The sequence below is a fragment of the Pseudovibrio ascidiaceicola genome (genome assembly GCF_900114245.1).
GTDB classification, from domain to species: Bacteria; Pseudomonadota; Alphaproteobacteria; order Rhizobiales; family Stappiaceae; genus Pseudovibrio; species Pseudovibrio ascidiaceicola.
Map to the genome: position 1 here is coordinate 21736 of NZ_FOSK01000017.1, position 25008 is coordinate 46743.

21 protein-coding genes are annotated in these 25008 nt (G+C 51.2%); 13 read left to right on the plus strand and 8 right to left on the minus strand.

The features are described from left to right. The first annotated feature begins 98 nt into the window (after positions 1-98). Entirely contained in the window at positions 99-2252 is a 2154-nt protein-coding gene (locus tag BM231_RS23925) for a 3-hydroxyacyl-CoA dehydrogenase NAD-binding domain-containing protein (protein ID WP_093523545.1), read from the plus strand. Positions 2253-2408: 156 nt separating this feature from the next. Further along, positions 2409-2615, plus strand: a complete 207-nt coding sequence (locus BM231_RS23930) for a hypothetical protein (protein WP_139226397.1) — start codon at positions 2409-2411, stop codon at positions 2613-2615. Here BM231_RS23930 and BM231_RS23935 read toward each other — a convergent pair. Beyond that, entirely contained in the window at positions 2612-2971 is a 360-nt protein-coding gene (locus BM231_RS23935; RefSeq protein ID WP_063313108.1) for a winged helix-turn-helix transcriptional regulator, read from the minus strand. The genes BM231_RS23930 and BM231_RS23935 overlap by 4 nt on opposite strands. Before the next feature lie 109 nt (positions 2972-3080). On the opposite strand from BM231_RS23935, the gene BM231_RS23940 reads away from it, so the two are divergent. Then, positions 3081-3554 (plus strand): ester cyclase, encoded by a 474-nt coding sequence (locus tag BM231_RS23940; protein ID WP_093523547.1) that lies wholly within the window; start codon positions 3081-3083, stop codon positions 3552-3554. A gap of 66 nt (positions 3555-3620) precedes the next feature. On the opposite strand, the gene BM231_RS23945 is transcribed toward BM231_RS23940, so the two are convergent. The 3 genes from BM231_RS23945 to BM231_RS23955 form a co-directional block, all read right to left on the minus strand. Continuing rightward, positions 3621-4511, minus strand: a complete 891-nt coding sequence (locus BM231_RS23945) for an OspB (RefSeq protein ID WP_093523678.1) — start codon at positions 4509-4511, stop codon at positions 3621-3623. Positions 4512-4843: 332 nt separating this feature from the next. Beyond that, the gene (locus BM231_RS23950) at positions 4844-7066 is read right to left on the minus strand and encodes an esterase-like activity of phytase family protein (RefSeq protein WP_093523549.1); all 2223 of its coding nucleotides are present in this window, start codon (positions 7064-7066) and stop codon (positions 4844-4846) included. Positions 7067-7176: 110 nt separating this feature from the next. Beyond that, complete coding sequence (locus tag BM231_RS23955) at positions 7177-7935, minus strand: helix-turn-helix transcriptional regulator (RefSeq protein ID WP_093523551.1); 759 nt, start codon at positions 7933-7935, stop codon at positions 7177-7179. A gap of 72 nt (positions 7936-8007) precedes the next feature. Here BM231_RS23955 and BM231_RS23960 point away from each other — a divergent pair, with 72 nt between their 5' ends. The 3 genes from BM231_RS23960 to BM231_RS23970 are packed head-to-tail and all read left to right on the plus strand — an operon-like array spanning position 8008 to position 10417. After that, a complete protein-coding gene (locus BM231_RS23960; protein WP_093523553.1) occupies positions 8008-8337 on the plus strand; it encodes a hypothetical protein in 330 nt (109 codons plus the stop codon). Then, positions 8330-9478 (plus strand): DNA alkylation repair protein, encoded by a 1149-nt coding sequence (locus BM231_RS23965; RefSeq protein WP_093523555.1) that lies wholly within the window; start codon positions 8330-8332, stop codon positions 9476-9478. The genes BM231_RS23960 and BM231_RS23965 overlap by 8 nt, the downstream gene beginning before the upstream one ends. Positions 9479-9526: 48 nt before the next feature. Continuing rightward, the gene (locus BM231_RS23970; RefSeq protein ID WP_093523557.1) at positions 9527-10417 is read left to right on the plus strand and encodes an ABC transporter six-transmembrane domain-containing protein; all 891 of its coding nucleotides are present in this window, start codon (positions 9527-9529) and stop codon (positions 10415-10417) included. Positions 10418-10470: 53 nt separating this feature from the next. Here the strand turns inward: BM231_RS23970 and BM231_RS23975 are convergent, their stop codons facing one another. Next, the gene (locus tag BM231_RS23975) at positions 10471-11238 is read right to left on the minus strand and encodes a Crp/Fnr family transcriptional regulator (RefSeq protein ID WP_208860614.1); all 768 of its coding nucleotides are present in this window, start codon (positions 11236-11238) and stop codon (positions 10471-10473) included. A 273-nt stretch (positions 11239-11511) separates the two neighbouring features. Between BM231_RS23975 and BM231_RS23980 the strand changes: the two genes are divergently transcribed. From BM231_RS23980 to BM231_RS24005, 6 genes are all read left to right on the plus strand, one after another. Beyond that, the gene (locus BM231_RS23980) at positions 11512-12585 is read left to right on the plus strand and encodes a cytochrome-c peroxidase (RefSeq protein WP_093523561.1); all 1074 of its coding nucleotides are present in this window, start codon (positions 11512-11514) and stop codon (positions 12583-12585) included. Positions 12586-12597: 12 nt separating this feature from the next. Next, positions 12598-13740 (plus strand): cytochrome-c peroxidase, encoded by a 1143-nt coding sequence (locus tag BM231_RS23985; RefSeq protein WP_093523563.1) that lies wholly within the window; start codon positions 12598-12600, stop codon positions 13738-13740. Between the two features lie 12 nt (positions 13741-13752). Then, on the plus strand, positions 13753-14349 hold the full coding sequence (locus BM231_RS23990) for an arsenate reductase (azurin) small subunit (protein ID WP_181951987.1): 597 nt from the start codon (positions 13753-13755) through the stop codon (positions 14347-14349). Between the two features lie 10 nt (positions 14350-14359). Continuing rightward, on the plus strand, positions 14360-17035 hold the full coding sequence (locus BM231_RS23995) for an arsenate reductase (azurin) large subunit (RefSeq protein ID WP_093523565.1): 2676 nt from the start codon (positions 14360-14362) through the stop codon (positions 17033-17035). A gap of 195 nt (positions 17036-17230) precedes the next feature. After that, complete coding sequence (locus BM231_RS24000) at positions 17231-19597, plus strand: HEAT repeat domain-containing protein (protein ID WP_093523567.1); 2367 nt, start codon at positions 17231-17233, stop codon at positions 19595-19597. A 126-nt stretch (positions 19598-19723) separates the two neighbouring features. Next, on the plus strand, positions 19724-20689 hold the full coding sequence (locus BM231_RS24005) for an aldo/keto reductase (protein ID WP_093523569.1): 966 nt from the start codon (positions 19724-19726) through the stop codon (positions 20687-20689). 6 nt (positions 20690-20695) lie between these two features. On the opposite strand, the gene BM231_RS24010 is transcribed toward BM231_RS24005, so the two are convergent. Further along, positions 20696-21691: a LacI family DNA-binding transcriptional regulator gene (locus BM231_RS24010; protein WP_208860615.1), complete on the minus strand. Its 996-nt coding sequence runs from the start codon at positions 21689-21691 to the stop codon at positions 20696-20698. Positions 21692-21836: 145 nt separating this feature from the next. Next, on the minus strand, positions 21837-22781 hold the full coding sequence (locus BM231_RS24015) for a 2-hydroxyacid dehydrogenase (RefSeq protein ID WP_093523573.1): 945 nt from the start codon (positions 22779-22781) through the stop codon (positions 21837-21839). A gap of 549 nt (positions 22782-23330) precedes the next feature. Here BM231_RS24015 and BM231_RS24020 point away from each other — a divergent pair. Continuing rightward, the gene (locus BM231_RS24020; protein WP_093523575.1) at positions 23331-24023 is read left to right on the plus strand and encodes a FadR/GntR family transcriptional regulator; all 693 of its coding nucleotides are present in this window, start codon (positions 23331-23333) and stop codon (positions 24021-24023) included. A 45-nt stretch (positions 24024-24068) separates the two neighbouring features. On the opposite strand, the gene BM231_RS24025 is transcribed toward BM231_RS24020, so the two are convergent. Further along, a complete protein-coding gene (locus BM231_RS24025; RefSeq protein WP_093523577.1) occupies positions 24069-25004 on the minus strand; it encodes a sugar kinase in 936 nt (311 codons plus the stop codon). Positions 25005-25008 lie beyond the last annotated feature (4 nt).

Below are 25008 nucleotides of genomic sequence, written 5' to 3' on the forward strand. Positions count from 1 at the left end.
TATTTTACAACTAGAATTCCTGCCGTGCCCTGTTAAACTACGTGGAATTGCGAGTAATTGTGCAGCGCGGGAGTGCGCTTTGCCTTAGGGAGTTTCGAGTGTCTTCTTCATTTAAATCATCTGGTCAGGTTTCCTATGAGTTGCGTGGTGATGTTGCGGTCATGACCGTGAGCAATGCGCCGGTGAATGCGTTGTCTCTGGCGATCCGGCAGGATTTGGTTGCGCGTATCAAGCAGTTTGAAGAAGACGATGCGGCGAAGGCTGCGGTAATTGTTGGCGCTGGCAAGGTGTTCATTGCGGGGGCGGACATTCGCGAGTTCAAGCGTCCTGCCACTGAGCCGCATCTGCCTGATGTGATTGATGGCATTGAAGCCTGCTCGAAACCTGTGATTGCTGCCATTCATGGTGTTGCGCTGGGCGGCGGGCTTGAGGTTGCACTGGGTTGTCATTTCCGCGTTGGGGTAAAGGGCGCCAAGTTTGGTCTGCCAGAAGTGCATCTGGGTATCATTCCGGGTGCAGGCGGCACGCAGCGTCTGCCACGTTTGGCTGGCTTTGAGACAGCGCTAGAGATGATCCCGAGTGGTGCGCAGGTTGGAGCGGATGCTGCCAAAGCTGCGGGTATTCTGGATGAGGTGAGCGAGGAAGCTGATGCGGTTGCTGCTGGCCTCTCCTTTGCACGGTCTGTGATTGATAACGGGACGCCGTTGCGCCGTTGCTCTGAGTTGGTTGCTGCGGCTGTTGAGCCGAAAGTGTTTGCGGAGGCTAAGGCTGCGGTTGCCAAACGGGCACGTGGTCAGAAGTCGCCGGTGGTATGCGTTGAAGCCATTGAAGTTGCCAGTCAAACCAGCTTTGCAGATGGCATGGCGAAAGAGCGTGAGATGTTTATGGAGCTGAAAAACTCAGCTCAGCACCGCGCTTTATCGCATGCCTTCTTTGCGGATCGGGCCCTTGGTAAGCTTCCTGAGATTAAAGGCATCGCTCCACGTGAGTTGAAGTCTATCGGTGTGATTGGTGGCGGTACCATGGGCGCTGGCATTGCGACTGGTGCGCTGATGAATGGGCTTGCTGTTACGCTGATTGAGCGGGATGATGATGCTCTTGGTCGCGCGAAGGCGACAATTGCGAAGAATGTTGGCGGAGCCGTTAAGAAGGGCAAGCTTTCAGTTGAGCAGGAACAACGGATCTTTGCGGAAGCCCTGTCTTTGAGCACGGACTATGCTTCACTCTCTGACGTGGATCTGGTTGTTGAAGCGGTGTTTGAAGACATCGACGTGAAGAAGCAGGTTTTTGAGAAGCTGGATGCTGTTTGTAAGGACGGCGCTGTTTTGGCGACGAACACGTCTTATCTGGATGTGAATGCTATTGCTGCTGTGACCAAGCGCCCGCAGGATGTGATTGGCCTGCACTTCTTCTCTCCGGCGCATATTATGAAACTGCTGGAAGTGGTGGTCGCGGACAAGACGGCTCCGGATGTGATCGCGACAGGTTTCCAGCTTGGAAAAATCATGCGCAAGGTCGCTGTTCGGGCTGGTGTTTGTGATGGCTTCATCGGCAACCGCATTCTTGCGACTTATCGCGCAGCAGCAGATGCTGTGGTGGTGGATGGATCAACGCCGTTTGAGGTGGATGACGTGATGCTGGAATTCGGCTTCCCGATGGGGCCGTATGCCGTCGCTGATCTGGCGGGCCTCGATATCGGTTGGGCGACCCGCAAGCGGAAAGCGCCAACACGCGATCCACGTGAACGGTATTTCACATTTGCAGACCGCATGTGTGAGCAAGGCTGGTTTGGACAAAAAACCAGCAAGGGCTACTACGTTTATGAGGAAGGCGCGCGGAAAGGCACGCCAAACCCGGCTGTTCTCGAAATTCTGACCGATGAACGCAAAGAAAAACATATCAACGCACAAAACCTTTCAAAAGAGCAGATCCTTGATCGGTACATGGCAGCCATGGTGAATGAGGCTGCAAAGGTGGTTGAGGAAGGCATTGCTTTACGCCCGCTGGACGTGGATATGACGCTGATCTACGGCTATGGTTTCCCGCGTTGGCGTGGTGGCCCGATGCAGTATGCGGATGAGATTGGGCTTGAGAAAATCCTCAATAATATCAAGGCGTATGCGCAGGAAGATGCTTACTTCTGGCAGCCTGCGAAGTTGCTTGAGGAGATGGTTGCCACTGGCAAGACCTTTGCTGAGCTGAATGCTGAGCGGGGGAATAACCCAGCAGCTAAAAAGCACGAGAACGCTTGATTCTCTTCAGTTGCATCGCCATCTTTTAGTGGTGTACCCTTGGGGTAGCTCCAAAACAGCGCACATAGCAACGGTGCTGTTTTGGATGTTTATTTGCGTATCTTGAACCGAAAGCCGACGCTCGTTTTTTGGAAGATATGCCCGTTGGAGATGGTGATGCTGAAGCTTCTGGAATATGTGACCGAACGAGCAATTGCGCTTTTGTTTGCTCTGGGTGTGTTGGCATTTGTCCTCCTCGTCTTTGGATTTGTGTCCGGGTTGATGTTGGCGATAATTGCCGTGGTTATCCCCCTTGTCCTTATCAAGATCCTGTTTGCGAAGAAGAAACCTAAGATCACCTACCACTATGAGCGTAAAGACTAAGAGATCGGGAAGTTTTTGACCTCGTTCTCCCCCCAGGTTTCCATTGCTTGAAGGACTGGCTGCAGGGATCTGCCCTTTTCTGACAAGGAGTATTCCACATGCGGTGGAACCACTTCCATCACTTTTCGGTCTACAATTCCATCCTCTTCCAAAGAGCGAAGCTGTGCCGTTAGCAGGCGTTGTGAGACGCCTGGCAATCTGCGTTTTAGCTCGTTGAAACGACAAGGTGCAGGCAAAAGCTCGTATATTATCAATGGCTTCCACTTGCCGTTCAAAACGGTAAGCGTGCGGCGTACAGGGCAGGTTTCATAACCGATGAATGCTCCGCTCGGTGTGTCTTTACTGTCATCGCTCATGGTATGCAGTACCCTTTTGTATACTAGCTGCTAAAATAGTGCGTACTAGACGTTATGCTTCTTTGCTTTCATATGGGGTTTGCCTAATGAAAACAAGGGAAACACACCAATGAACAAACTGAAGCTCGCTGTAGCAACCGCAGCTCTAGCCCTCTCTACTGCCATTGCAGGTGCCACTGAAGCCACCGACCTCCTGAGCAAGTTTTATGAGGTTGCGGACAGCCGCCCGTTTGATCGTGCGGAGCTGGCAAAGTTTTATGCGGACGACATGGTAGATCACAACAATCATGGCAACCAGAACGCCAAGCAGACTGCGCTCGACACTTATACTGCTCTGGCAGCTGGCGCACCGGACTCTCGCCATGAACTTGGTATGGTTGAGCCAATCGGTGACGATAAGGTGCTGATCTACTGGCGTTATAAAGGCACTAACACTGATGGGCTGTTTGGTGCTGAAGCTAATGGTAATGCCTTTGATATTGCTGGTTTTGAGGTTTATCGCGTTGAAAACGGCACGATCCACGAGTTCTGGCATGTTGAAGAACTTAGCTCGTTGAGCGCCCAGCTTGCTACAAAGAAGTGAGCATAAGAGCCCGGCGAAGTGATTTGCCGGGCTTTCTTATTATTCAGTATCTGAGCAAGTTTGCTTTCAAACCGGTATAAATATCTGGCGCACTTCCGAGCTTCTTGCCACTGGGGCGTCGTCTGTGTGGAGTGTCTGGTATCTATGGGGATCGTCGGAGTAGGCTTTGCCAGCGCCGTGATAGCCAGCGACTTCCGGGTTTTCAAAGCCTGCGCTCTTCAGTTCATTTGCGAATGATTGCGCAAAGGGGAAGACTCTGGTCCCATCGATTTCTGGGTTTTCTGGTGCGTCTATGATGCCTGGCTCGGATGAGAGTTTCAGCTCTTCCGGGTCAAATGACTCTGGTTCGGTTGCATCTGCGCTGTAGCAGCTTTCGACGCGGATATCGGTGAAGGATTTATCCAGCCCGCCTTTAGAGAGTTGCTCCGCGAGCCCTTTTGAGGAGACGGTCTCATAGCCTTCCTCACTGGAGCTAAACTTGCTGGAGATTTCGTTAGAGCCATTAGAGCCATGGCCGAGTACATAGATTTTGTTTTCACCATTCTTCAACGTACCAAGAATGCCGGTTTTCTCATTGCTGATAATGTCTGCCTGTTGCAGAACCTCTGCTTCAAAGGAGTAGTTTTGTGCCAGCTTCAGCATGTCTTTGTAGGCATCTGATGATACAAAATCTAAGAGTTCAAATCCCTCAAGGTTTAGCTCTGAGATGACTGCATTTGCTTTTCCGCGTATGTCACTGGCCTCAGCCTGGTTCTTTTCTACCAGCTGCTGTTTGAGCGTTTCCAGCTTAGATTTGGTTGCATCATTCGCCACGATGATATGGCGTGGCTCCTTGCCAGCGGTACTGCGGGCTTGATTGGTGCCTGCGGCGAAACGTAAGACATCCTCTGATGCTAAGGGGGCGTAGTAGAAGCCCGTCTTGTGTTCCGGTTCTGCCTTTAAGGCAGAATCATTCAAGCTTGAGGGTTGCGTGCTTTTAGTATTAACTTGCGTGAGGCTTGCGTTGTTTTCAATTTGAACAGTTGATTGTGTTGTGTTTACATTGGATATTGGCATGAGGCCACCGTGTTTATTGAGAATCAATAGTAACTGGTGGTTGTATTGTTGCGATTTAGTTTGGTTTATGGCTGTATTGTTTGATACAGCACGCATAGATTGTTTGTAGGTAGTAATATCTACTGACTCTGAGTTGCTTTGTAGGGTCGTCGGCTTTGCGTTGTTGCCTTGAAACAGCACAAAGCCCGGCAGATTTCTCGACCGGGCTTTGTTGTCTTCTAAATTCCAATCGGCTAGTTCAGCTGAGTTGCGTCACCTATGGAGAAGAAGAGGGTTTCGCCGTTTGCATCGTCCACGCCATCATTGTCGGTGGAGATGAGGATGCGGCCATCTTTGGTGATTGCCAGACCTTCAACCTTGTCCGGTGTCCAGCCGTTGGTTGCGGACATGGCTGGGAGAAGATCGAGAGCTACCTTCTTGGTCAGTACTGGCAGCTCAGCGCCATGGGGGGCAGGGGTGACACCTTCCAGAGAGATCACAGTAACCTGCTTGATGGCTGCTTCTTTGCCGCCTTTGTTGTCGCGCTCTAGAACCGCGAATTTGCCGTGGCCGAGAGATGTGATTTCGGAAAGGCCGACCCAACCACCGGCTGAGCTGCGCGGTGTATCCAGCGGGTAGTGCACAAAGCCCCAGCTCTCATCAGCAGGGTTGTAGATGCCGATCTTGGTCATGCCCTTTGGATCGTCGTTCCACTCACGCTGCACAGCAACTGCAACGAGGGTTTTTCCGTTCATCTCAAACTCGGTCACACCTTCCAGAGAGAAGCGTTTTGCTTGAGCGATGAGACTCTCTGGTAGTTTGATCTCTTTTTCGATGACACCATTTGCAGATGCCTGAAGCAGGAAGTGCTCCATTTCCTTCTTCGCGTTGCCTTCAGATGCCAACCAGAAACCGCCGTCTTTGCGCAGGGCGATGCCTTCGAGGTCGTATCTCTTGGCGGTGCCGCCGGTCAGACCCATATGGCCTGTGATTTCAACTGGTTGTTTGGAAACGTCCAGTGTGAAGATACGGGCGTTGTCGTAGAAGCTGTCTGAGACGGCATAGAGTTTGTTGGCGTCGGTTTTGTCTGCCACCATGCCAGAGATTGCGCCCCAGCCGATTGGTGCGTTGGTTTCCGGATCGATGTTGGAAGCCAGCTGCGGGTACTCAGCAGAGGTCGCGCCAAACTCATAGAGCCCGACATGGGCGCGGACTTTATCCTTTATGTTGTCCTTCTCGTTAGCGACAACGAAGAGGTTCCGGGCAGGGATTGCCAGCAGGCCTTCAGGGCCAATGTGAGTTGGCAGGAACTGCACGAATTCTGGTTCAGAGCCAGTGTCTCGGTACACCGCTACGAAGTTTCCGCGCTCGGAGTTTACGAAGATCAGGGTCTCGCCGCCGAACTTACCAACGGTTACGCCTTCTGGCTCAGTGCCCTTCTTGTGCGCACGCTTGGCCGGGTAATGCCCGTGCGACATGCCTAGGTGTTCCATCTGGTTGCCGCTGTCGAACTCGATGGTGCCGTCTTTGTTCCAGATGGTAAACCCACGAGACCCACCTTTGTAATCCCCTTCGTTTGCTGTCACGAAGCGATTGTCGTCAATCCACGCCACAGCATCCGGTTCACGGGGAATATCTACCTTTGAGCCAGACGCATCAGAAATGCGGGCTTTCTTGACCGGCACGTTTTGAGCTGTCGCGGTACCAGCGGAAAAGTGGTTGGTGATCTTGCCGGAAGCTAGGTCAACGATCACAAGGTGGTTGTTTTCCTGAAGTGTAACAACGGCTTGGTTGTTGCCGTTGATGGAAACAAACTCTGGTTCAGGATCGTCTCCGCCTTCAGCTGCTAGGCCTGTCATTTCCACGATGCGCACGGCATCGCAGTTTTTCGGCATGCCGTTCTGGTCCAGATCGAAGATAGTAAGGAAACCTGCTGGCATCTGCGGCAGAGCGCCATCGTTCAGGTCTTCGTCACGCTCATTTTCAATGGCAATTGCGAGAAACTTGCCGTCTTTGGACACTGCAACGGAGTCTGGTTGGCCTTTGACATCGCACTTCGCAACAATCTGTTTTGTTGCTGTGTCGATGACAGCGACATAGCCAGACGGCTCGATGTAGCTCTTAGAGGTGTTGACGCCTGCGAACGTGTAATTACCTGATATTGCAACAGAAGTCGGCTCGCCGCCTAGTGCGGTGCGGCCTGTTGGTTTTGGCTGTGCGGGATTGGTTGCATCAAGAAAGACGATTGCTTCCTGTGGTCCATCGGTGAACGCAAGGGTCTTGCCGTCTTCAGATGCAGCAATGATTTCAGCCACGGTTTCGGATTTGCGGTCTACGCCTTCCGCCAGTGTTTCATAAACTGGCATGGTCGCGATGCGTTTAAAGAACTTTGCTTCAGATGCATTTGCAGCAGAAAGACCAGCTGCCAACATAGCAACGGAAATGCCGCCCAAGAGTGAAGTGCGAAGAACGCGCATGAAAATCCCCTGTCAGAATAGTTTTGCGGTTAAGTGCTTTCTGGTTAGGGGCCCCGCATGGCAGGCCTATGAATGTTTGTTGAAGCTTTGATGACGAGATGCGAAAGCCCTTAAGGCGTTGTTGGTTCTATGCCGTCGATGGCGTCTATGAAGGGTTGTTTGGGTTTTTGGATGAAGCTTTTGTCGTGCATTTGGGCGGACTTTATGCGGTCTAAACGGAAGGTGCGGACGGCATCGCGAAGGTGGTCCCAGGCCATAATGTACCAAACAGGGTAGCTCAGGAAGAGGTAGTGCGGCTCGATGGTTCGGTGGGATAGCTTGCCGTTCTGATCGCTGTACTCGATGTCAATGTACTTGCTCATCAAGAAGGCTTCGTTGACAGGGCTTATTGCTTCGCTGTCAAATTCCTCAAAAGATCCAAAGACATAAAGAGAGGCTGTTTCACCAATCCAGATGCGGGACTTCAATGTATCGACGCGAGAGCGCAGCTCTGGAGAGAAGGAGGCTATCAGCTTACGGCGGATCGGCTTCAGGCTGGCGAGCAGGAGAGGGGAGCGCATGTTTTCTGCGATGGCGAGGCTGATAAGGAGGTCTATCGCCTCTTTATACTCCAACTTAAGCCGACCGATACCCCAGCGAGATTGAAGCCGGATACCGCCTCCGCGACCTTTATCCGCTTCAATGGGTAAACCCCGCTCGCGGAGCAGTTCCAGATCCCGGAACAGCGTTCTCTGAGAGATCCCGAGTTCATTTGCCAGATCATGCGTTGTCGGGCACTCATCAGATTTGAGCAGCGCTTCAATTTGTTCAAGCCTATCAAGGCGTTTTAGGGCTGTTGCTCTGGTTGCTCGGCTTCTTTCATTGTTCATCAAAGAAATATGACGTTAAATGACATATATGTCCATACAAACTGGTCATCCGAATTTTTAAGGAAAGTAATGATGACCAACCAAGTGATTGAGTTTGCGCCTTTTCATCTTGCTGAGGGCAAGAGTGAAAGTGATCTTGTTGCTGCTTCTGAGCGGTTTCAGACTGAGTTTTTGAATGAGCACAAAGGGTTTGTGCGCCGTTCTTTGGTGAAGCATGAGGATGGCGCTTATGCTGATATTGTTGTCTGGGCAGACAGCAGTGCCAGTGAGAAAGCTTTTGCTGCTGCTGGCAAACATGAAGCAGGGCAGTCGTACTTCTCTATGATTGATATGAGCCGTGAGCATCAGCCACGTAAAGCTGGTGCAATGGAATTCTTTAGTGTGGTGGGTACTTATGGCTGAGCCTTTTAAAGAGGTCTTCAATCAAGCATCAATTGAACGGATGGCCTCTGCTTTGGCAGGGGTTCATCCCTCATTTATTGCTTCTCGTTTCACAGTTGAAGCCCTGGATGGATTGAGTGAGTTGGAGCTGAAAGAGCGCTCGCTCCATCTGGCGCGTTGCCTGCGCCGTTATCTTCCTGAGGATTATAGCGAAGCGCTGCGGGTTATGATGGCGACGCTCTCTGCTCCATTGGCTATGGAGGATGAGCCAGTCTGGGAGAATGATGGAAGCGGGCTTTCCGGCTTCGTCACAATGCCATTCTCCGATTACGTGTTGCTTTATGGCCTAGAGAAATTTGAGCTCTCTATGGCTGCTATGAAAGAGATGACGCGTCGCTTTTCAGCTGAGTTTGCTATTCGTCCATTTATTGAACGCTATGAAGAGGAGGCGATGACGCTTCTTGCTGAGTGGGCTGAGGATGAATGTGCGCACGTGCGGCGGCTTGTTTCTGAAGGAACACGACCAAGGTTGCCATGGGGACAGCGATTGAAGGGCTTTATCGAGAGCCCTGATAAGTGCCTGCCATTGCTAGAGAAGCTTAAAGATGATGAGACTGAGTATGTGCGTCGGTCTGTTGCCAATCATCTGAATGATATTTCCAAGGATCACCCTGATTTAACTGCTGAGGTTTGTCGGCGCTGGCTCGAGCAATCAACCGAGCAGAGATTGCGGTTGGTAAGGCATGCGTTGCGAAGCAATGTGAAGGCTGCTCATCTGCCGAGCCTTGCTGTGCTTGGGTATGATGCAGAGCATACGCGTGTGGTGCGCAGTGCCTTGGATACTGATCGGGTGGTCTATGGATCAGGGTTGACCTTTTCTGCAGAGATAAGCAATGCCGCTGAGAAGGCAGTTCCGTTTATGCTCGACTTTGTCATCTTCCATCGCAAAGCGAATGGGACGCTAGCCCCAAAGGTGTTCAAGTGGCGGAGAGGCGAGTTGAGCGCTGGGCAGACGCTTCGTGTTTCAGGCAAACACAGCATTCGGCCAATCACAACACGTCGATATTATGAGGGAGAACATCGGCTGGCAGTGTTGCTTAACGGAGTTGAGACGCCGATTGGGTCCTTTGAATTGGTTGGTGTTGAAGAGGTGGTTGCTTAACTGCCGAATGAGCAGGCCTTGACACAGTGTGATAATAGATTATCTAAAATGACAATTTATTATTTGTATGTTGAGGGCATCATGCGTTTAGAAGGACATCTTGGACTTTCTACCCTTGTGAAGACATTTCCCTATCGGATTTGTCTTACATGGGCGGGTGTTCTTGCAGAGAATTTCTTGATGGCACTGATCCCGTTGCTCATCGGGTTTGCCATTGATGACCTGCTTCAAGGGGCATTCGACCATGTCATTGTAATGGGTGGTGTTCTTGTTGGGCTGACGGTGATCGCAGTAGCGCGCCGGATTTACGATACCCGCGCCTATGGCACAATCCGGCTCCACTTGGGGGCGGAGTTGGATCAGAGGCACCAGACTAAGCCGGTTTCGAAACGAGCGGCGCGGTTGAGTATGAGCAGAGAGCTGGTGGACTATCTGGAGGAGGAAGTACCTGAAGTGCTTTCAGCTGTTATCCAGATTATTGTCGCTCTCGTGGTGCTTGCAGGGTTCCATTTGTGGTTGTCAGCGTCGGCGTTTACTGTCGTCGTTCTGATGCTGCTTACTTACTCGGCATTTAACAGTCGGTTTTATTTGCTCAATTCCGCCCTGAATGCAGAGACAGAGAACCAGGTGCATGTGCTTGAGAGAGGGAGTCGGCGTGGTGTCTGGAGACATCTGCGTGCGCTAAGAATGCATGAAGTTCGTCTTTCTGACACGGAAGCCATCGTTTATGGTGTGATTTTCCTGTTTCAGATTGCGTTTATTGTGTCCAATTTGATCCTGGCGGCTGGATTGCCTGACATGAGTACAGGCATGATATTTTCCATCGTGGCTTACTCATGGGAGTTCGTGGAGGCGGCCATTATGCTGCCTATGACGATGCAAAGCCTGACACGCCTGAATGAGATCACTGCGCGTATAAATAATGTAGAAGAAGAGTAATTAGGGTGGGAAGAGCTGGCGTTGTGACCAGCTCTTAAAGTCGCGCGATCAGATCAGCGATGGTTTGACAGGCGCGGACGTGCGCCATTGGCGATTTTGCGCAGGCCCTTGAAGTCCAGAACGGCAATCTTATGTTTGCCAATAAGCTTTACAGCGCCTTCCTTCTCCAAGCTCTTTAGAACACGGCTTACGGTCTCAGCACGCAGGCCGAGATAGTCAGCAATGGATTGTCGGGAGATTGGCAGAGTGAACTCTTCCACAAAGCGTGGAATGCTCATGCGGTTGCGTAGCTCAAAGATAAAGGAAGCCATGCGCTCTGTTGGGGTTTTCTTGCCCAGATCAGAGGAATGGTCGAACTGCTGGTGCATGATATCAGTCGCGCGGCGCCAGTAGATGCGGCGCAGGTTGGAGTCCAGCAACAACAATTCTTCGAAGACATTGCGTGGAACCAGTTTCACTGAAGTTGGCGCAAGAGCGACGACTTCACCAGATGCGTGACGGTCTGCACGGTTCATGTCCAGATACTCACCTGGGAAGCGAAGTGTGAGTAGGGAGCGGCGTCCATCACTTAAGTGGCTCTCAACAGCGATCACACCATTGAGAACTGCGAATACAACAGGTTCCGGAAAGTCTTCTGGCGCCAGTTGATCACCCTCGTTCAGCTCGATGGTTCTGGCGGCACGTAATTCTGCTTTTTCGAAATGAAGATGCATTGGGCGACAGAGACATTCCTCGCCCTTAAAACCGCAGGTTTCCTGAACACATTCAAAAGAAAGATGGTCAGGTGATGACGCTATCTTTGGAGGGGTTGTCCCCGACATGCGTTAAGCTCCCCGCTTATTACGTGATTTGGCGTAAAGTCCCCTGTAGTCAAGGACATTGATATAAATCAATATTCCAAGGATTACTTTTATTCAACATTTTGTTACCGGATGAAGGTGAAAAAATATCATTCTTTAGAACTCCTAGATCTGACTTCTGATTGCAATCAATGAAAGGAGTTCAACCCCATGCAGAAATAATGCGTATTCGGGGATCGATGCTGCCTGACAACGAATCTTGTTAGTATCATCCCAGCCAAACTGGGGGTAACAATGCGCCTTCTCGTCAGTATGTCGATTGCTTTGATGACAAGCACTGCGGCATTCGCAACAGATTTAGGGCCTGTTGCAAAGATAGAGCAGAAACCTGCTCTTGTAGAACTGGGAAAACGCTTATTTTATGATAGCCGTTTGTCTGGTGACACCAACCTTAGCTGTTCAACATGTCATGATCCAGCTAAGGGGTTCACAGACGGCGAAAAGCTTTCTACTGCATATACAGGTACAGAAGGTTTCCGTAACACGCCAACACTGGCGAATGTCGGACACCGGGCAGCCTGGATGCATGATGGCCGTTTAGGTACAAACCTGAACGATGTCTCTCGTGGTATGATCACAGAGACCTACATCATGAACATGGATATGCGCATCATGCAGGAGCGCATGAAGCAAGATCCTGTTTACGTTGAAATGTTTAAAGCTGCGGGTAAGGGCGAACCATCTAACGGTGGTGCTCGTGGTGCTTTAGAAGCATTCCTTAAATCCATTACATCTCAAGGTTCCGCGTTTGATCGTGGTGAGCTGACCGTGGCTGAGAGACGCGGTTATGAACTCTTCATGGGCAAAGCAGGATGTTCTTCCTGTCACTCCGGCAACCGCTTCACAGATGATCAGCCATACAATATCGGTGTTCCTAACAACCCTGATATCTGGTCCGATCCTCTGCGTCACATTACCTATGTGACCTACGCGAAGTTCATGGGCGTTAACAACTACATGAACCTGCGTGAAGATCAGGGTGCATTCATCCGGGATCATAAAGAAGAGAACAAGCGTTCCTTCCTGACCCCAACTCTTCGTGAGCTGACTTATACCGCGCCTTACATGCACAACGGCATGCTGGCGACTCTTGAAGACGTTGTAGAATTCTACAACCAGGGTGGCGGTGATGATGTCAACAAAGACTCACGTCTGAAGCCTCTCAACCTGAAGAACAGCGAAAAGGCCAATCTGGTTGCGTTCTTGAAGAGCTTGTCTGGCGACAGCTTCGATACTCCTGAATATGTTTGGACAGCCGACGACTACTCTTATGAGTTGATCGAAGACTGGAAAAACAAGAAGAACTAGGGGGCTGCTAAAATGACAACATTCAAAAAAACCATTAGTGTGATTGCACTTGCTGGTGTTTCCATTGTTGCAGTTGCAGCTGGTGTTCAAGCGGCTGAAAAACGCCCGGCAGAACTGGCTCCTTTGGGTGAGCCTCCTTCTCCGCCAGATAACCCAATGACACCTGAAAAGGTAGAGTTGGGTAAGCTCCTGTTCTTCGATCCACGTCTGTCCGGTAACGGTGCAATGCCATGTTCGGCATGTCACTTGCCTGAGCTTGGCTGGGACTTCCCAGACAAGATCTCTCTGGGCTATCCGGGTACAGTTCACTGGCGTAACTCACCAACAATCGTGAACAGTGCTTATTACGGTAATCTGTTCTGGACTGGCGTTTCCAAATCTTTGGAAGCTGAAGCTCGTACAGCTGCTCGTGGTGGTGTTGCCGGTAACGGTGAAGACGACATGATGGAAGCGCGCCTTGCGTTTATTCCTGAGTATCGTGAGCGTTTCAACGATGTGTTCGGTACCGAATACCCTCTGATGCGTGACGCTTATATGGCGATTGCTGCATTTGAGCGGTCAATCGTTCAGCGTGATACTCCGTTTGATCTGTACATGCTTGGCGATGACGATGCTCTGAGTGATCAGCAGAAGCGCGGTATGGAACTGTTCACCGGTAAGGCTGGGTGTTCTACCTGTCATGATGGTGCTCTGATCTCCAACCAGAAGTACTACAACCTCGGCGTTCCAGCTTATGACGGTTGGGAAGACGATGAACTTGCGCAAATCACCTTCCGCTTTGAGCTTTATGCAAAAGGCTCCACAGAAGAGAAATACCGCAAGTGGAAGGACGATCCGGGCCTTTACTTCGTGACCAAGCAGAATGCTGACCTCGGCAAGTTCCGTGTGCCTTCTCTGCGTTACACCAAGTACACCGCTCCTTACATGCACAATGGCATGTTGGAAACTCTGGAAGATGTAGTTGAATTCTACAACCAGGGTGGTGGCACTAACGACTGGGCCGCAACGAAAACCGACCTGATCAAACCTCTCGGTCTGACTGACAAAGAGAAAGCTGATCTGGTGGCCTTCGTTGAAAGCTTCACTGGCGAGCGTCTTCTCATGGAAACACCTGATCTTCCTGAGTATGAACCGCTTCCGGCTGTAACGAATTAAGAGGAGATGGAGATGACACATCAACCTAAGTCCGTCTCTCCTGAGATGATTGAGGTCGTGAACGGCCCTGAGGAAATTGCAAAAACTGGCAAGCGTTGTGTGATGACACGCCGTCAGTTCCTGCTGACTTCCGGTATTTCTACCTTCACCGTTATGGTGGCTCTCAAATCTGGTCCTTCTGCTGCGAAGGTGCCTGCGATGGTCTCCACTTATGAGCGCAAGTTCATTTGTAAGCTTTCTGAGCTGAAGGAAGATGAGCCGCTCGACTTCAACTATCCGGACGAAGGCGCTTATTGCGAGTCCATGATTGTTAAGTTGGGTAAGGAAGCTGGTGGCGGTATCGGCTCTGACAAGGACATTGTAGCGTTCAACTATACCTGTACTCACCAGGGTGGTCCGCTGCAGGGTACCTATCAGAAAGGTGATAAGGCTCTGGGTCCATGCCCACTGCACCTGACCACCTTTGACCTAACCCGTCACGGTATCTTTATCTCCGGCCAGGCTTACCAGAGCTTGCCTCAGGTTCTTCTCGAGCTGGACGGCGACGATGTTTACGCTGTTGGTATGTTCGGGCTGATCTATGGCCGCTACGACAATCTCAAAGGGTGAGGAGTAAATCATGTCAACTCCCTACTACATTCCTGGAACAAACATTCCGCTGCCTCCGGTAGATGCTGATGTTCTTTCCACTGCTTGTGATTATTGCATCGTAGCGTGTGGTTATAAGATCTATCGCTGGCCTGTTAAGGCTGGAAAAGTAGGTGGTGAAAAAGCCGCTGAAAACGCCTTTGGCGTAGACTTCCCGGTTGATCCGCTGGGCCCATGGGTTGCTCCAAACCAGTACAACGTTGTGCTGCATAAGGGCGAACCTCACCATGTGATCATCATTCCGGATAAAGATACCAAGCATGTAAACATCAATGGTAACTCTTCCATCCGTGGTGGTGCGCTGGCGAAGAAGGTTTACAACCCTCAGACCCCAACTCGCGACCGTCTGAAGTCACCAATGATCCGTATGTTCGGCACTTTGATGCCGGTCACCTGGGATCTGGCTCTGGAAGTTGCTGCGGAAGTTGGTAAGCACGTTATCAAGAAGCATGGCGAGAACGCTTTCTGCGTGAAAACATTCTCCTACGGCTACATGGAAAACACCTATGCGATTTCCAAGTATGCTCTGCGCTCTGTTAGCACTGCGAACTTCACTTTCCACGACACTCCATCTGATGTGACGTCCACTCCGGGCTTCCGTGATGCAGGTTTCGACAACTTCGGTCCTTCTTATCAGGACTGGAAAGATGCCGAGACTCTGATGATCTGCGGTACCGATCCATACGAGTCCAAGACCATTTTGTTCACTGACTGGATTATGCCAGCCATTCAGAACGGTCAGAAGACAATCTTCATGATTCCGCGTCGTACTGCTGGTGTGGCTTATGCGGAGAAGAATGGTGGTCTGTGGCTCGACATCCAGCCGGGTACTGACCTTCTCGTTGTGAACGCGATTGCTCGCGTGATCATCGAAAACGGTTGGCAGGACGCTGAATGGATCCGCGATTGGGTCAACAACAAGTGGGAGAGCTCCTCAGGCTTCGGTCAGGGTACTCGTAACACTCCATGGCAGTGGCGTACGACCTGGGGCAAATTCCAGACCAAAGGTTACGACGACTTTGTTAAGTGGCTGATGGCTCAGGATGAGTTTGAACCAACAGCAGCTGCTGAAACTGCTCAGATTGATGTAGAGAAAATCTACAAGGCTGCTGAGTGGATGGCTAAACCTCGTGATGATGGCTCCCGTCCTAAGACGTCTATCATGATCGAAAAGGGCTTCTACTGGTCCAACAACACCGGTAACACCAATGCGATTTCATCTCTTGGTATTATCACGGGTTGTGGCGGTCGTCCGGGTCAGGTCATTGGCCGTGCTGGTGGTCACCAGCGTGGTGGTTTGAAGGGTGGGTCTTACCCACGCAACAAGTCTCCTGAGAAGCTGCCAGGCCGTCGTCGTCGCGCAATGGATACCGACCGGTATCTGATGAGTGGTCACACCCGCTTTGCTCACGTGATTGGCAACACCTGGATTCAGTCCATGTGTGGTTCCCAGTCTCTTGCTGCAAAGTTTGAAGAGCTGACCGTTCAGAACCCAAATCAGGTGCGTTCTTACGACAAGCAAACCATCATCGACACTCTGAAAAAGCGTGTAGATAGCGGTGGTATGGTTGTGGTGAACCAGGACATCTACCTCGTAGATCCAATTGGTGCACGTTTCGCAGATATCGTCTTCCCAGCTGCTGGTTGGGGCGAAGATACATTCACCCGTGCAAACGGTGAGCGTCGTCTGCGTCTGTATCCAAAATTCTACGATGCACCGGGTGAAGCGAAACCTGACTGGTGGATTGTTGCGAACCTCGCGAAGAAAATGGGCTTCAAAGGCTACGATTGGAAAGACTCCAACGAGGTACTTGAAGAAGCAGCCCGCTTCTCCCGTGGCAGCCGTAAAGACTTCTTTATGCTGAAGGTTGCTGCTCAGAAGGAAGGCAAGACTCTTCACGAGAAGTTTGCTGAGTTCGGTACTGACGGTATTCAGGGCCCAGTTGTTATGCTCGAAGACGGAACCCTTCAGGGTACCCAGCGCTTGCATGACACAACCCGTGAACTGTCAGCGACTGGTCCAACCGGTTCCAACCGCTACAACAAGAAGCTTACTCACTTCAACTCTCAAACTGGTAAGTGCAACATCCAGAAGAGCCCATGGAGCCTGTTCTCCGATTACTGGGCATGGATGAAGCCGAAGGATGATGAGCTTTGGGTGACTTCCGGTCGTATCAACGAGCGTTGGCAGTCTGGTTATGATGACCGCCGTCGTCCTTACATCGTGCAGCGCTGGCCTGAAAACTGGGTTGAAATCCACCCAGATGATGCGAAAGAGCGCGGTATCGAGAACGGTGACTATGTGATGCTCTTCTCTGACCGTATTCCGGTTCAGACAGACACCACAGTGGGCATCGAAGGCGATGATTTCACCTTTACCAAACTGATGGATGAAGGCCATATTGAGTTGACTGAAGGCGCTATTACTGCGGTAGCAATTGTTACCCCGGCGCTGAAGAAGGGCATGCTTTACATGGACTTCCTGCACACTGCACAGCCAGCAAATGCTCTGTCTGGCCGCGTGGTGGACTGGATCAGCGGTAACTACAACTACAAGATGGGTGTTGGTCGTATCAAGAAGATCGGCACAAGCCCATACAAGGATAGTTTCCGGTCTATGTCTTTCGCACGTCGCGATATTGCATAGGAAATCAGGAGCTGGCGGGGCTACCCCGCCAGTTCTTTTCCGCTTGTGCAAAGGGGCTTACGAGCCTGAGCCGTTTTGCAGAAGTGGGCCTTAAATCAGCTTGTTTTCAACCTGCTTTAAGTTTTTGTTTTGCGTATTCTTGCCCGAAAACCGGAGTCCACTACTCGGGAATACGCTTGAGGAGAAAAGCCAATCATGACGGTTTCCATCAGGCATTTAGATCAGGATTTTGCAGTGGAGCAGAGTGAAGCTACTGAAAAGCTCGTAAAAATCCTGTGTGAGTTGCTTGCAAACGGCGAAGAGCGCGAAAAGTGTTTGTCCGCTCAAATTCTTGGGAAATTTGGCACTTCGACTGCTCAGACAGCACTTGCAGAAGCTCTGCGGGATGAAGATGAAGACGTTCGCAGTGATGCGGTTGAAGCTCTTATCAGTGCAGGCAAGGGCCTGGATGCTGATGTTCTGCTGTGGAGTTTGCAGAACGATCCAGTGCTGGAAGTGAAGCTTTCTGCCATTGACGGACTTGCAATTGTTGGCGGGACAGTTGCGGAAGACTGGCTGACGAAGCTGGCTAAAGACCGTTGCGAAGATGATGTTGCATGGGACGGTTACGGCGCTGAATGGGATGACTGGCTGGATGTGCAGCGAAAGTCCATTCTGGCGCTTGGTACGTTGAAATGTGAAGCATCTGCTGCGGCTTTGTTGGAAGCTGCACGCGATCCATTTGGCCAGGAAGTTTGGCCGGAAGTGACCATGGCGCTTTCTGAAATGGGTGTTGCTGGATTGCTTGAACTGGCATCCCTGGCGACGGACGCTTCTGCTCGCGTGCGTGAACATACGGCTCGGGCGCTTTCCTCAGCGAAGGATGAGCGGGTTGGTGAGATCCTACGCGTTTTGTTCGCAGATGCTGATCCTGATGTGCGTGTTGCTGCAGCTGAAGTGCTGATGGCCCGTGGTGAGGAAGCTGACCTGGCTGTGTTGTTGGCTGACAGCGAACCTCAGATGCGTCGCTTGGCGCTGAAGGCATCTGGCAAACTTTCCTATTCAAAGCTTGAAACGGTTGCTTTTGAAGACGAGGAAGAGACCCTGCGTATTATGGCGCTTGGGCGGATGGCTTCTTCTGATATCGCCAAACCGGATGCGCTGATTGAGCGGATTGAACGCTCTTTGCGCAGTGCGAGTGATGCGTTTGTTGCTGCGCTGGTGCCTGTGCTTGCGAAAGTTGAGACTGAAGCTGCGACAGCTTTGTTGAGCGAGATTGCTGTCCACCGTCAAGAAGAGGCGGTGTTGAAGGCGTTTATCGTGCTTCACGGTGAGAAGCCGAGTGTTGATGGTCTAGCCGTTTTACAGGAGCAGGTGACAAGTGCAGAACAGGAAATCCGTCTTGCTGCTTTGAACTCTCTGGCCAAGCTGGCTGAAGGTGAGGGCGATATTGCGGACAATGCTGCTGTACAACTGGTTTGGGCAGTTTCTGGCAAGCTGATGCCAGAAGCGCATGATCAGGATATTCTCGATAGCGCAAAAGAGAAGGATCCGTCCGATCTCGGTAGCAATGGCAAGGGTGACGGCAAGCAGCCGCGCATTCAGATCGACCGCGAAGGCAATGTGATTGAGCCTCAAGCGCCGAATGAAGTTGTGGTTGAGGAAGATGTTGTAGCCGAAGAGCCTTCTGCTGAAGAGTTGGTTGCCAAGGTCACTGCTGGTGTTGAGCCAGTTGTTGCTGAAGACGTGCCAGAGGGCGCTATTGAGAATGTTGAAGATCTGCCTGACAATGTTGTTGCCTTCCCGGGTTCAACACTTGGTGCGATCCTGAACACTGAGGACGAGATTGAGAAGTTGGCTGAAGAGCCCGTCGATCTTGGCAAGAAGGACATGCACTTCCTTGAGTTGGCAAATGAGCTGATTGAGAAGAAGCGCGTTGTGCCGGGACGCCCAGATGATCCTGCTTTGGACATCCGTCTGCTGGCTCTGCGCATTTGTGGTGATGCGAAGCGTCCAGAACTGATTGATGCGCTGGTGTCAGCTTTGTCTGACCGTCAGATGCAGGTTCGGTTTGCTGCAAGTCAGAGCCTGGTTCATCTGGTTGAAAACGGGCTTGAGCTTTCTGAGGACGCGATCGAGCGTATCTTTGCTTTGCCGCCAGAGAATGATGTTGCTGTGCGTGCGATGCGTGTTGAGCTGCTTGGTACCTCCTCAAATCCAGAAGCAGAGAAGGTTGTGACGGCAGCGCTGAAGGACAAGACCGACGCTGTCTCTGCCTCCGCACTGAAGGTTTTGGCCGGAAAACCTGATGCTAATATTGATGTGCGTAGCTATCTTAAGAGCCCGCGCCGTCGCTTGCGTGTGACTGCTTTGGAGCTTGTGAGTGCAAACTCAGATGTTAGTAATCTGGACGAGATCTTTGAGGCTGCGCAGATGGAAAATGGCGTTCTCATTCCCGGAGCAGCAACGTGTTTGCGTTGCTATGCTCAGGAGAACGTTCTTGGTGCTATGGAGCAATGGCTGGATGGGGACCTTTCCCGCAAGTTGGCGGCTCTTGAAGTGCTGAACAAATACGTGGCTTGAGGTTTCTGCTCTCAAATGAAGCGAAACCAAATCTCGTGATGTGCATCGGTATTTATCTGGTGCTGAATACGTTGTAAGGAAACCTGCTGGCGTTTGCTGGCAGGTTTTCTTTTTTGAGGGGGCATCATGCGATCCAAGACACTTTCTACCGGTTACAAGATGCCAATGCTGGGCCTTGGTACGGTGAACTTTGGAGAGGGTAAGACTTATCCTGCACTTCGTGCGGCATTGAAGGCTGGGTATCGTCACATCGACTGTGCGATGATGTACGACAATGAAGCTGAGATTGGGCAGGCGATTGCTGATGCCATGAAGGAAGAGGGCATCAAGCGCAGTGAACTCTTCATCACCTCCAAGTTATGGAACAGCTTTCACAAGCCAGAAGATGTGAGAGGCGCGCTGGAAAAGACGCTTGCGGATCTTCAGATGGAGTATCTCGATCTTTACCTCATGCACTGGCCTGTGGCGCTGAAGACGGGCGTGAAGAAGCCTACCAGCTCAGCAGATTATTACTCGCTTGAGGACGTGCCGCTGATGGATACATGGCGGGCGTTGGAAGAGTGCTTTGATGATAGTTTGGCGAACACAATCGGTGTTTCAAACTTCAGCACGCATAAGCTGGAAGACCTGATCATGGAAGCGCGGGTTGTTCCGGCTGTTAATCAGGTGGAGTTGCATCCTTTCCTGCAGCAGAATGATCTTCGCTCTTACTGCCTGCACAACAATATTGCGCTGACCGCTTATTCTCCGCTTGGGCGTGGTGTTCCTGCGGATCTAACGGACGCGCAGAAGCAGGATGTTGTTCTCGCCCACCCAGTGATTGAAGAAATTGCCGGGAAGCATGGCGCGACGACATCTCAGGTGGTGCTGAAATGGGCGATCCAGAACGGCGTTATCGTTGTGCCAAAGTCAGGCAACCCTGAGCGTTTGGCGCAGAACCTTGCGGCGTCGGAGTGCGATCTTGATGAGCACGACATGTCCCGCATCGCGCATCTTGATAAGAACCATCGCTTTATTCCAGGCGATGAGTACTTCTTGTCCGGCAGCCCGTACACCTGGGAAACCCTTTGGGACGAGCCGCGTCCTGAATAAGGGCTCTTAAACCCTGAAGCTGGAAGAGTCGCGTACCAACAAATGCGGCTCTACCCGTTCTGTGGTGGTTGGGGTTGGTTCTCCGTCAAGACGTTTGATGAGCAAGTTGGCAACATCTTTGCCGATAGTGCGCGGGTAGCTTTCTACTGAGGTGAGTGCAGGTGTCCACGCTTCGCCTTCTGGTAGGTTGTCGAAGCCGACGACGGCCAAGTCTTCACCGATGTTGCGGCCTGCTTTCTTGAGTTCTGCAGCTGCGCCTACTGAGACAAGGTCATTGTGGCAGAGCAGGGCAGTGAACTCAGTCTTGTTTGAGAGGAGCTGCTGCGCTTTTATGCGTCCACATTCGCGGTCAAAGCCGCATACTTCCACGTGGATATCAGATTCTGGAATGCCTGCTGCTTTTAAGGCGTCGTGGAAGCCGCGTTTGCGTTCTCGACCCGGCATAGTTTCCTGCAGGCCTGCAATCATCGCGAACTTACGGTGGCCTTGCTCAAGCAGATGTTTTGTGGCCAGTTGAGCAGCCTGATAGTTGTTGGACCCAATGTAGTCCATCGCCAGACCTTCAATTTCCCGGCAGAAGGTGACAACGGGAATTCTGCGTGTGTTGGCGATCTCGAAGTCACTTCTTTTCGTGCCTGCGCTTGGGCTGATTGCGATGCCTGCAACGCCATGGCCGATGACTTCCTCAAGCATGGTTTGTTGACGCTTGGTGTCTTCGCCAACATTTGCGATGACCGGCAGGTAGCCGTGCTCTGAGAGAGCTGCTTCTAATGACGTGCAGAACTCAGCGTAAAATGGAATTGAAATATCTGGTACGAGAACACCGACAAGGCGGGAACGGCCAGACCGGAGTTTGGCGGCGTTGTAATCTCTTACAAAGCCCAGCTCTTGCATAGCTTTCTTTACGCGAGCTTTGGTTTCTTCCGTCATGCGACCTGTGTCATTTATGGTATTCGACACAGTCGCAACTGACACGCCCGCCGCTTTCGCAATATCGGACACAGTAACTCTGGATTTTTTTAAAGGCATGAATTTGCTTTATTTATAAAGTAAGTGGAACTCACAGGTAACAATAACACCTGTAGCGAGTGTGTGTGAGCTATATTTTTGTTTTTTCTATGTAAATATTTTTGCGTCTACATCGAAATTAGAAAATTAGCCGGTTAAATACTTCTCCATTTTTCCTGTAAGATGAAATATTTTCAATTACTTGGCGCCCCATCTCTACTCTGGTTTCGCGTGTAGCACTTGCGAGGTGAGGGGTCAGAGTTGTGTATGGTGAGCTGATCAGTTCATTGGGAACGTTGGGTTCATCCGGAAATACGTCCAACGCTGCTGCGCCCAGTTTTCTACTCTCAAGTGCAGTGATCAAATGTTGAGTGTTTACTAATGAACCACGGGCAATGTTTATCAGCAGGCCGTTTGGTCCAAGGGCTTCTAATATATTAATATCTATAATATTTTTTGTGTCAGGACTGCCAGATGCAGCAATAACAAGCACGTCGGATTCACTTGCCAACTCCAGTGGAGAGGATCGGCACTGCCTGTCTTGTTTTGGGTCTGCGCTGCGGTCACAGTACAAAACCTGCATACCAAATGTGTCACCCAATATTTCGGCGGTTTTTCTGCCAATGCGGCCGTATCCAAAAATGCCGAGTGTCTTGCCTCGCAGGCTGTAGCCTATGCCCAATTTGCCGTTGAGCCAGTCGCCGTTGCGGATAAAGCGGTCTCCCTCGGCAATCCTGCGGGAGGATGCCAGAGCAAGGCCCACGACGTGGTCGGCTACGGCTTCAGTCAAAGCGTCTGGTGTGGTTGTGATGATGATGTTGCGATCGCGGGCCTGTTGCAGGTCAATTTTGTCGTAACCTGCGCCATACACCACGATGAGCTCAAGGTTTGGTAACTCTGCCATCAGCTCACTGGGGAGACCCATATCCCCCTTGGTTGCGACGATGCGGATGTTTGGCAAGATTTGAGCTCTAAGCTCTTCGTCTTGTTGAAGCTCCCAATAGCGAGCAAGCGGGGTGCACTTCTCCAGCTCCTCGTTGATTTCATTGGGCGCATAAGGGCTTAGTTGAAGAACATAGATCATAGAACAATCATCTGAAGATTACTTGAACATCAAAGTCAAGAATGCATCAAGTTGCAGGCGTTCGCCAGTGGGGAGTGCTGACTGCCCCACAGATGCCTGCATTGCAACCTGTTAGAAACTCGCAGATCTCATGTGAACGTGAAAATCAGATAGAGGATGCCTACGAGAATGCTCGTTACGGCGATGGTGCCACAGAAGTCAGTTGCCGCACACTGAACAGTCTTAAAAGGAAGTCGACGCATAATAACACCCCCAACCTTGGAGAGACCCCACAATCCCTCTCAGATATATTAGGAAGGTGCGCTGTAAATAAGTAGACTACATAATGTCGCAGCTTGGTAAGAGAACACGGTTGTTCGCTTAAATAATTCGCTTCGGAACTCTCCTATCTATCTGATTTATTTATATACTTTGTCTGATTTAGGTGAGTGGGCGTCAAAGATGCCGCTTTAGTGTGGCAAGCTTGTTAGCTTAGGGCAGCTGTTGTAAATTAATAAACTTCCAAAGCTGCAAACAGCTAGAAAAACAAGAATAATTGGAGTGTGAGTGGTGGCCCGTCCAGCAAACCTCTCGAATGCGGTTTACGACAAGATGAAAGATGCTGTCGACTCCGGAGAATTTCCGGAAGGTCTTAAGCTTCCGACAGAAAATGCGCTGTGTGAGCGTTATGGCGTCTCACGTCCTGTTGTGCGCGGTGCGATGGAGCGCCTGCGTAAAGAGGGCTACATCAAGACTGTGCGTGGTTCTGGCAGCTTTGTCATCAGGGAGCACGTTACTCCAACGCCTTTTGCGCCCACACTGGGAGAGTTTGCGATTTCCGGCATTGGTGATGTCATTCAATGCCAGGAAACCCGTATGGCCTTTGAAGGCGAGATGGCGGCGTTGGCTGCTGAGCGCTGGACAGATGAAGAGATGGCAGAGCTGGATTCAGCGCTGGCGCAGATTCACAGTGACGGACTGGACTCTGTTGGTACCATTGATGGTGATATGCGGTTTCATGCTGCGGTCGTGAAGGCTGCCAAGAATGAGTATGCGGCGGCTGTTTACGAAGTCATGAAGCCGCAGATACTTGTTGGTATGAATATGAGCAAGGGACTGTACCCGTTGCTGCCCGAGTTTGCTCGTCGGCATGGGATTGAAGAGCACAAGGCTATTCTGGATGCGATCAGAGCCCGCGATGTTGAAGGTGCACGTCGTGAGATGCGAAATCACATTGGGTTCTTTGGGGATCAGTTCAAATAGAAAAGGCTCGCTTCATTTGTTGCGAGCCCTCTCACAATTTCACTATCAAATACTGCGGTCTTGCATGAAGGCTTCGACTTGATCGCGTGTCGGGATTGGCGCGACGGCACCGTAGCCTTGCGTTGTGAGTGCTGCTGCTGCGTTGGCGTATTTGAGACTGCCTTCCAGTGACTTGCCGGCCACAACGTTGGTGAAGAAAGAACCGGAGAAGCAGTCACCAGCGCCGGTGGCATCAATGGCTTCTACTGGATTGCCAGCAACGCGCTTTCTCTCAGAGGTCGTCGCGTACATCGCGCCCTCTTTGCCCAGCTTCAAAATGACATTCTTTGAACCCAGATTGAGGTAGAAGTCGCAGATCTTGTCTGGATCGGAGAGGCCAGTCAGTACTTCAGCTTCATCGACACTTGGCATGATGAAATCGACGAGGCGGGCGGTTTCGTGGATGATGCCGCGGGCGCGGTTCAGATCCCAGAGCTTCAGGCGCAGGTTGGTGTCAAAGGAGGTGAGGGTGCCATCTTCTTTAGCGATCTCAATGCCTTTGAAAACACTGTCGCATGAGCTGGTGGAAATGGCCTGTGTAATGGCGGTGACATGGAAGAGTTTGGCCGCACGAATGGCATCTGCTGGCAGTTGATCTGGTGTGATCTGTGAGGCTGCAGAGCCTTTGCGTGCGAAGCTGAAATGATGGCCTTGCTCATCGTGAGAAATAAAGTAGATGCCAGTTGGCGCAATCGGATTGCGCTCGACAAGGTGCGTCTTGACGCCTTCTTTTTCCCAAAGATCGATGAATTTGTTGCCGAATACATCATCGCCCAGATGGGTCAGGATGGCGACGTTTGCACCCTGACGAGCTGCACAACATGCGAAATTGGAGGCATCTCCGCCAAAGCCTGACAGGTAGTCTGGGCCTTCTCCGCTGTATTCCTTGACCTGATTAAACTCGAACAATGGCTCCCCAAAGCTGATGATTTCTGCGGTCATTTTG

Coding starts and splice junctions, on each gene's coding strand:
- BM231_RS23930 (WP_139226397.1), top strand. CDS start 2,409: ATGCTGAAGCTTCTGGAATATGTGACCGAACGAGCAATTGCGCTTTTG.
- BM231_RS23935 (WP_063313108.1), bottom strand. CDS start 2,971: ATGAGCGATGACAGTAAAGACACACCGAGCGGAGCATTCATCGGTTAT.
- BM231_RS23940 (WP_093523547.1), top strand. CDS start 3,081: ATGAACAAACTGAAGCTCGCTGTAGCAACCGCAGCTCTAGCCCTCTCT.
- BM231_RS23950 (WP_093523549.1), bottom strand. CDS start 7,066: ATGCGCGTTCTTCGCACTTCACTCTTGGGCGGCATTTCCGTTGCTATG.
- BM231_RS23955 (WP_093523551.1), bottom strand. CDS start 7,935: ATGAACAATGAAAGAAGCCGAGCAACCAGAGCAACAGCCCTAAAACGC.
- BM231_RS23960 (WP_093523553.1), top strand. CDS start 8,008: ATGACCAACCAAGTGATTGAGTTTGCGCCTTTTCATCTTGCTGAGGGC.
- BM231_RS23965 (WP_093523555.1), top strand. CDS start 8,330: ATGGCTGAGCCTTTTAAAGAGGTCTTCAATCAAGCATCAATTGAACGG.
- BM231_RS23970 (WP_093523557.1), top strand. CDS start 9,527: ATGACAATTTATTATTTGTATGTTGAGGGCATCATGCGTTTAGAAGGA.
- BM231_RS23975 (WP_208860614.1), bottom strand. CDS start 11,238: ATGTCGGGGACAACCCCTCCAAAGATAGCGTCATCACCTGACCATCTT.
- BM231_RS23980 (WP_093523561.1), top strand. CDS start 11,512: ATGCGCCTTCTCGTCAGTATGTCGATTGCTTTGATGACAAGCACTGCG.
- BM231_RS23985 (WP_093523563.1), top strand. CDS start 12,598: ATGACAACATTCAAAAAAACCATTAGTGTGATTGCACTTGCTGGTGTT.
- BM231_RS23990 (WP_181951987.1), top strand. CDS start 13,753: ATGACACATCAACCTAAGTCCGTCTCTCCTGAGATGATTGAGGTCGTG.
- BM231_RS23995 (WP_093523565.1), top strand. CDS start 14,360: ATGTCAACTCCCTACTACATTCCTGGAACAAACATTCCGCTGCCTCCG.
- BM231_RS24000 (WP_093523567.1), top strand. CDS start 17,231: ATGACGGTTTCCATCAGGCATTTAGATCAGGATTTTGCAGTGGAGCAG.
- BM231_RS24005 (WP_093523569.1), top strand. CDS start 19,724: ATGCGATCCAAGACACTTTCTACCGGTTACAAGATGCCAATGCTGGGC.
- BM231_RS24015 (WP_093523573.1), bottom strand. CDS start 22,781: ATGATCTATGTTCTTCAACTAAGCCCTTATGCGCCCAATGAAATCAAC.
- BM231_RS24025 (WP_093523577.1), bottom strand. CDS start 25,004: ATGACCGCAGAAATCATCAGCTTTGGGGAGCCATTGTTCGAGTTTAAT.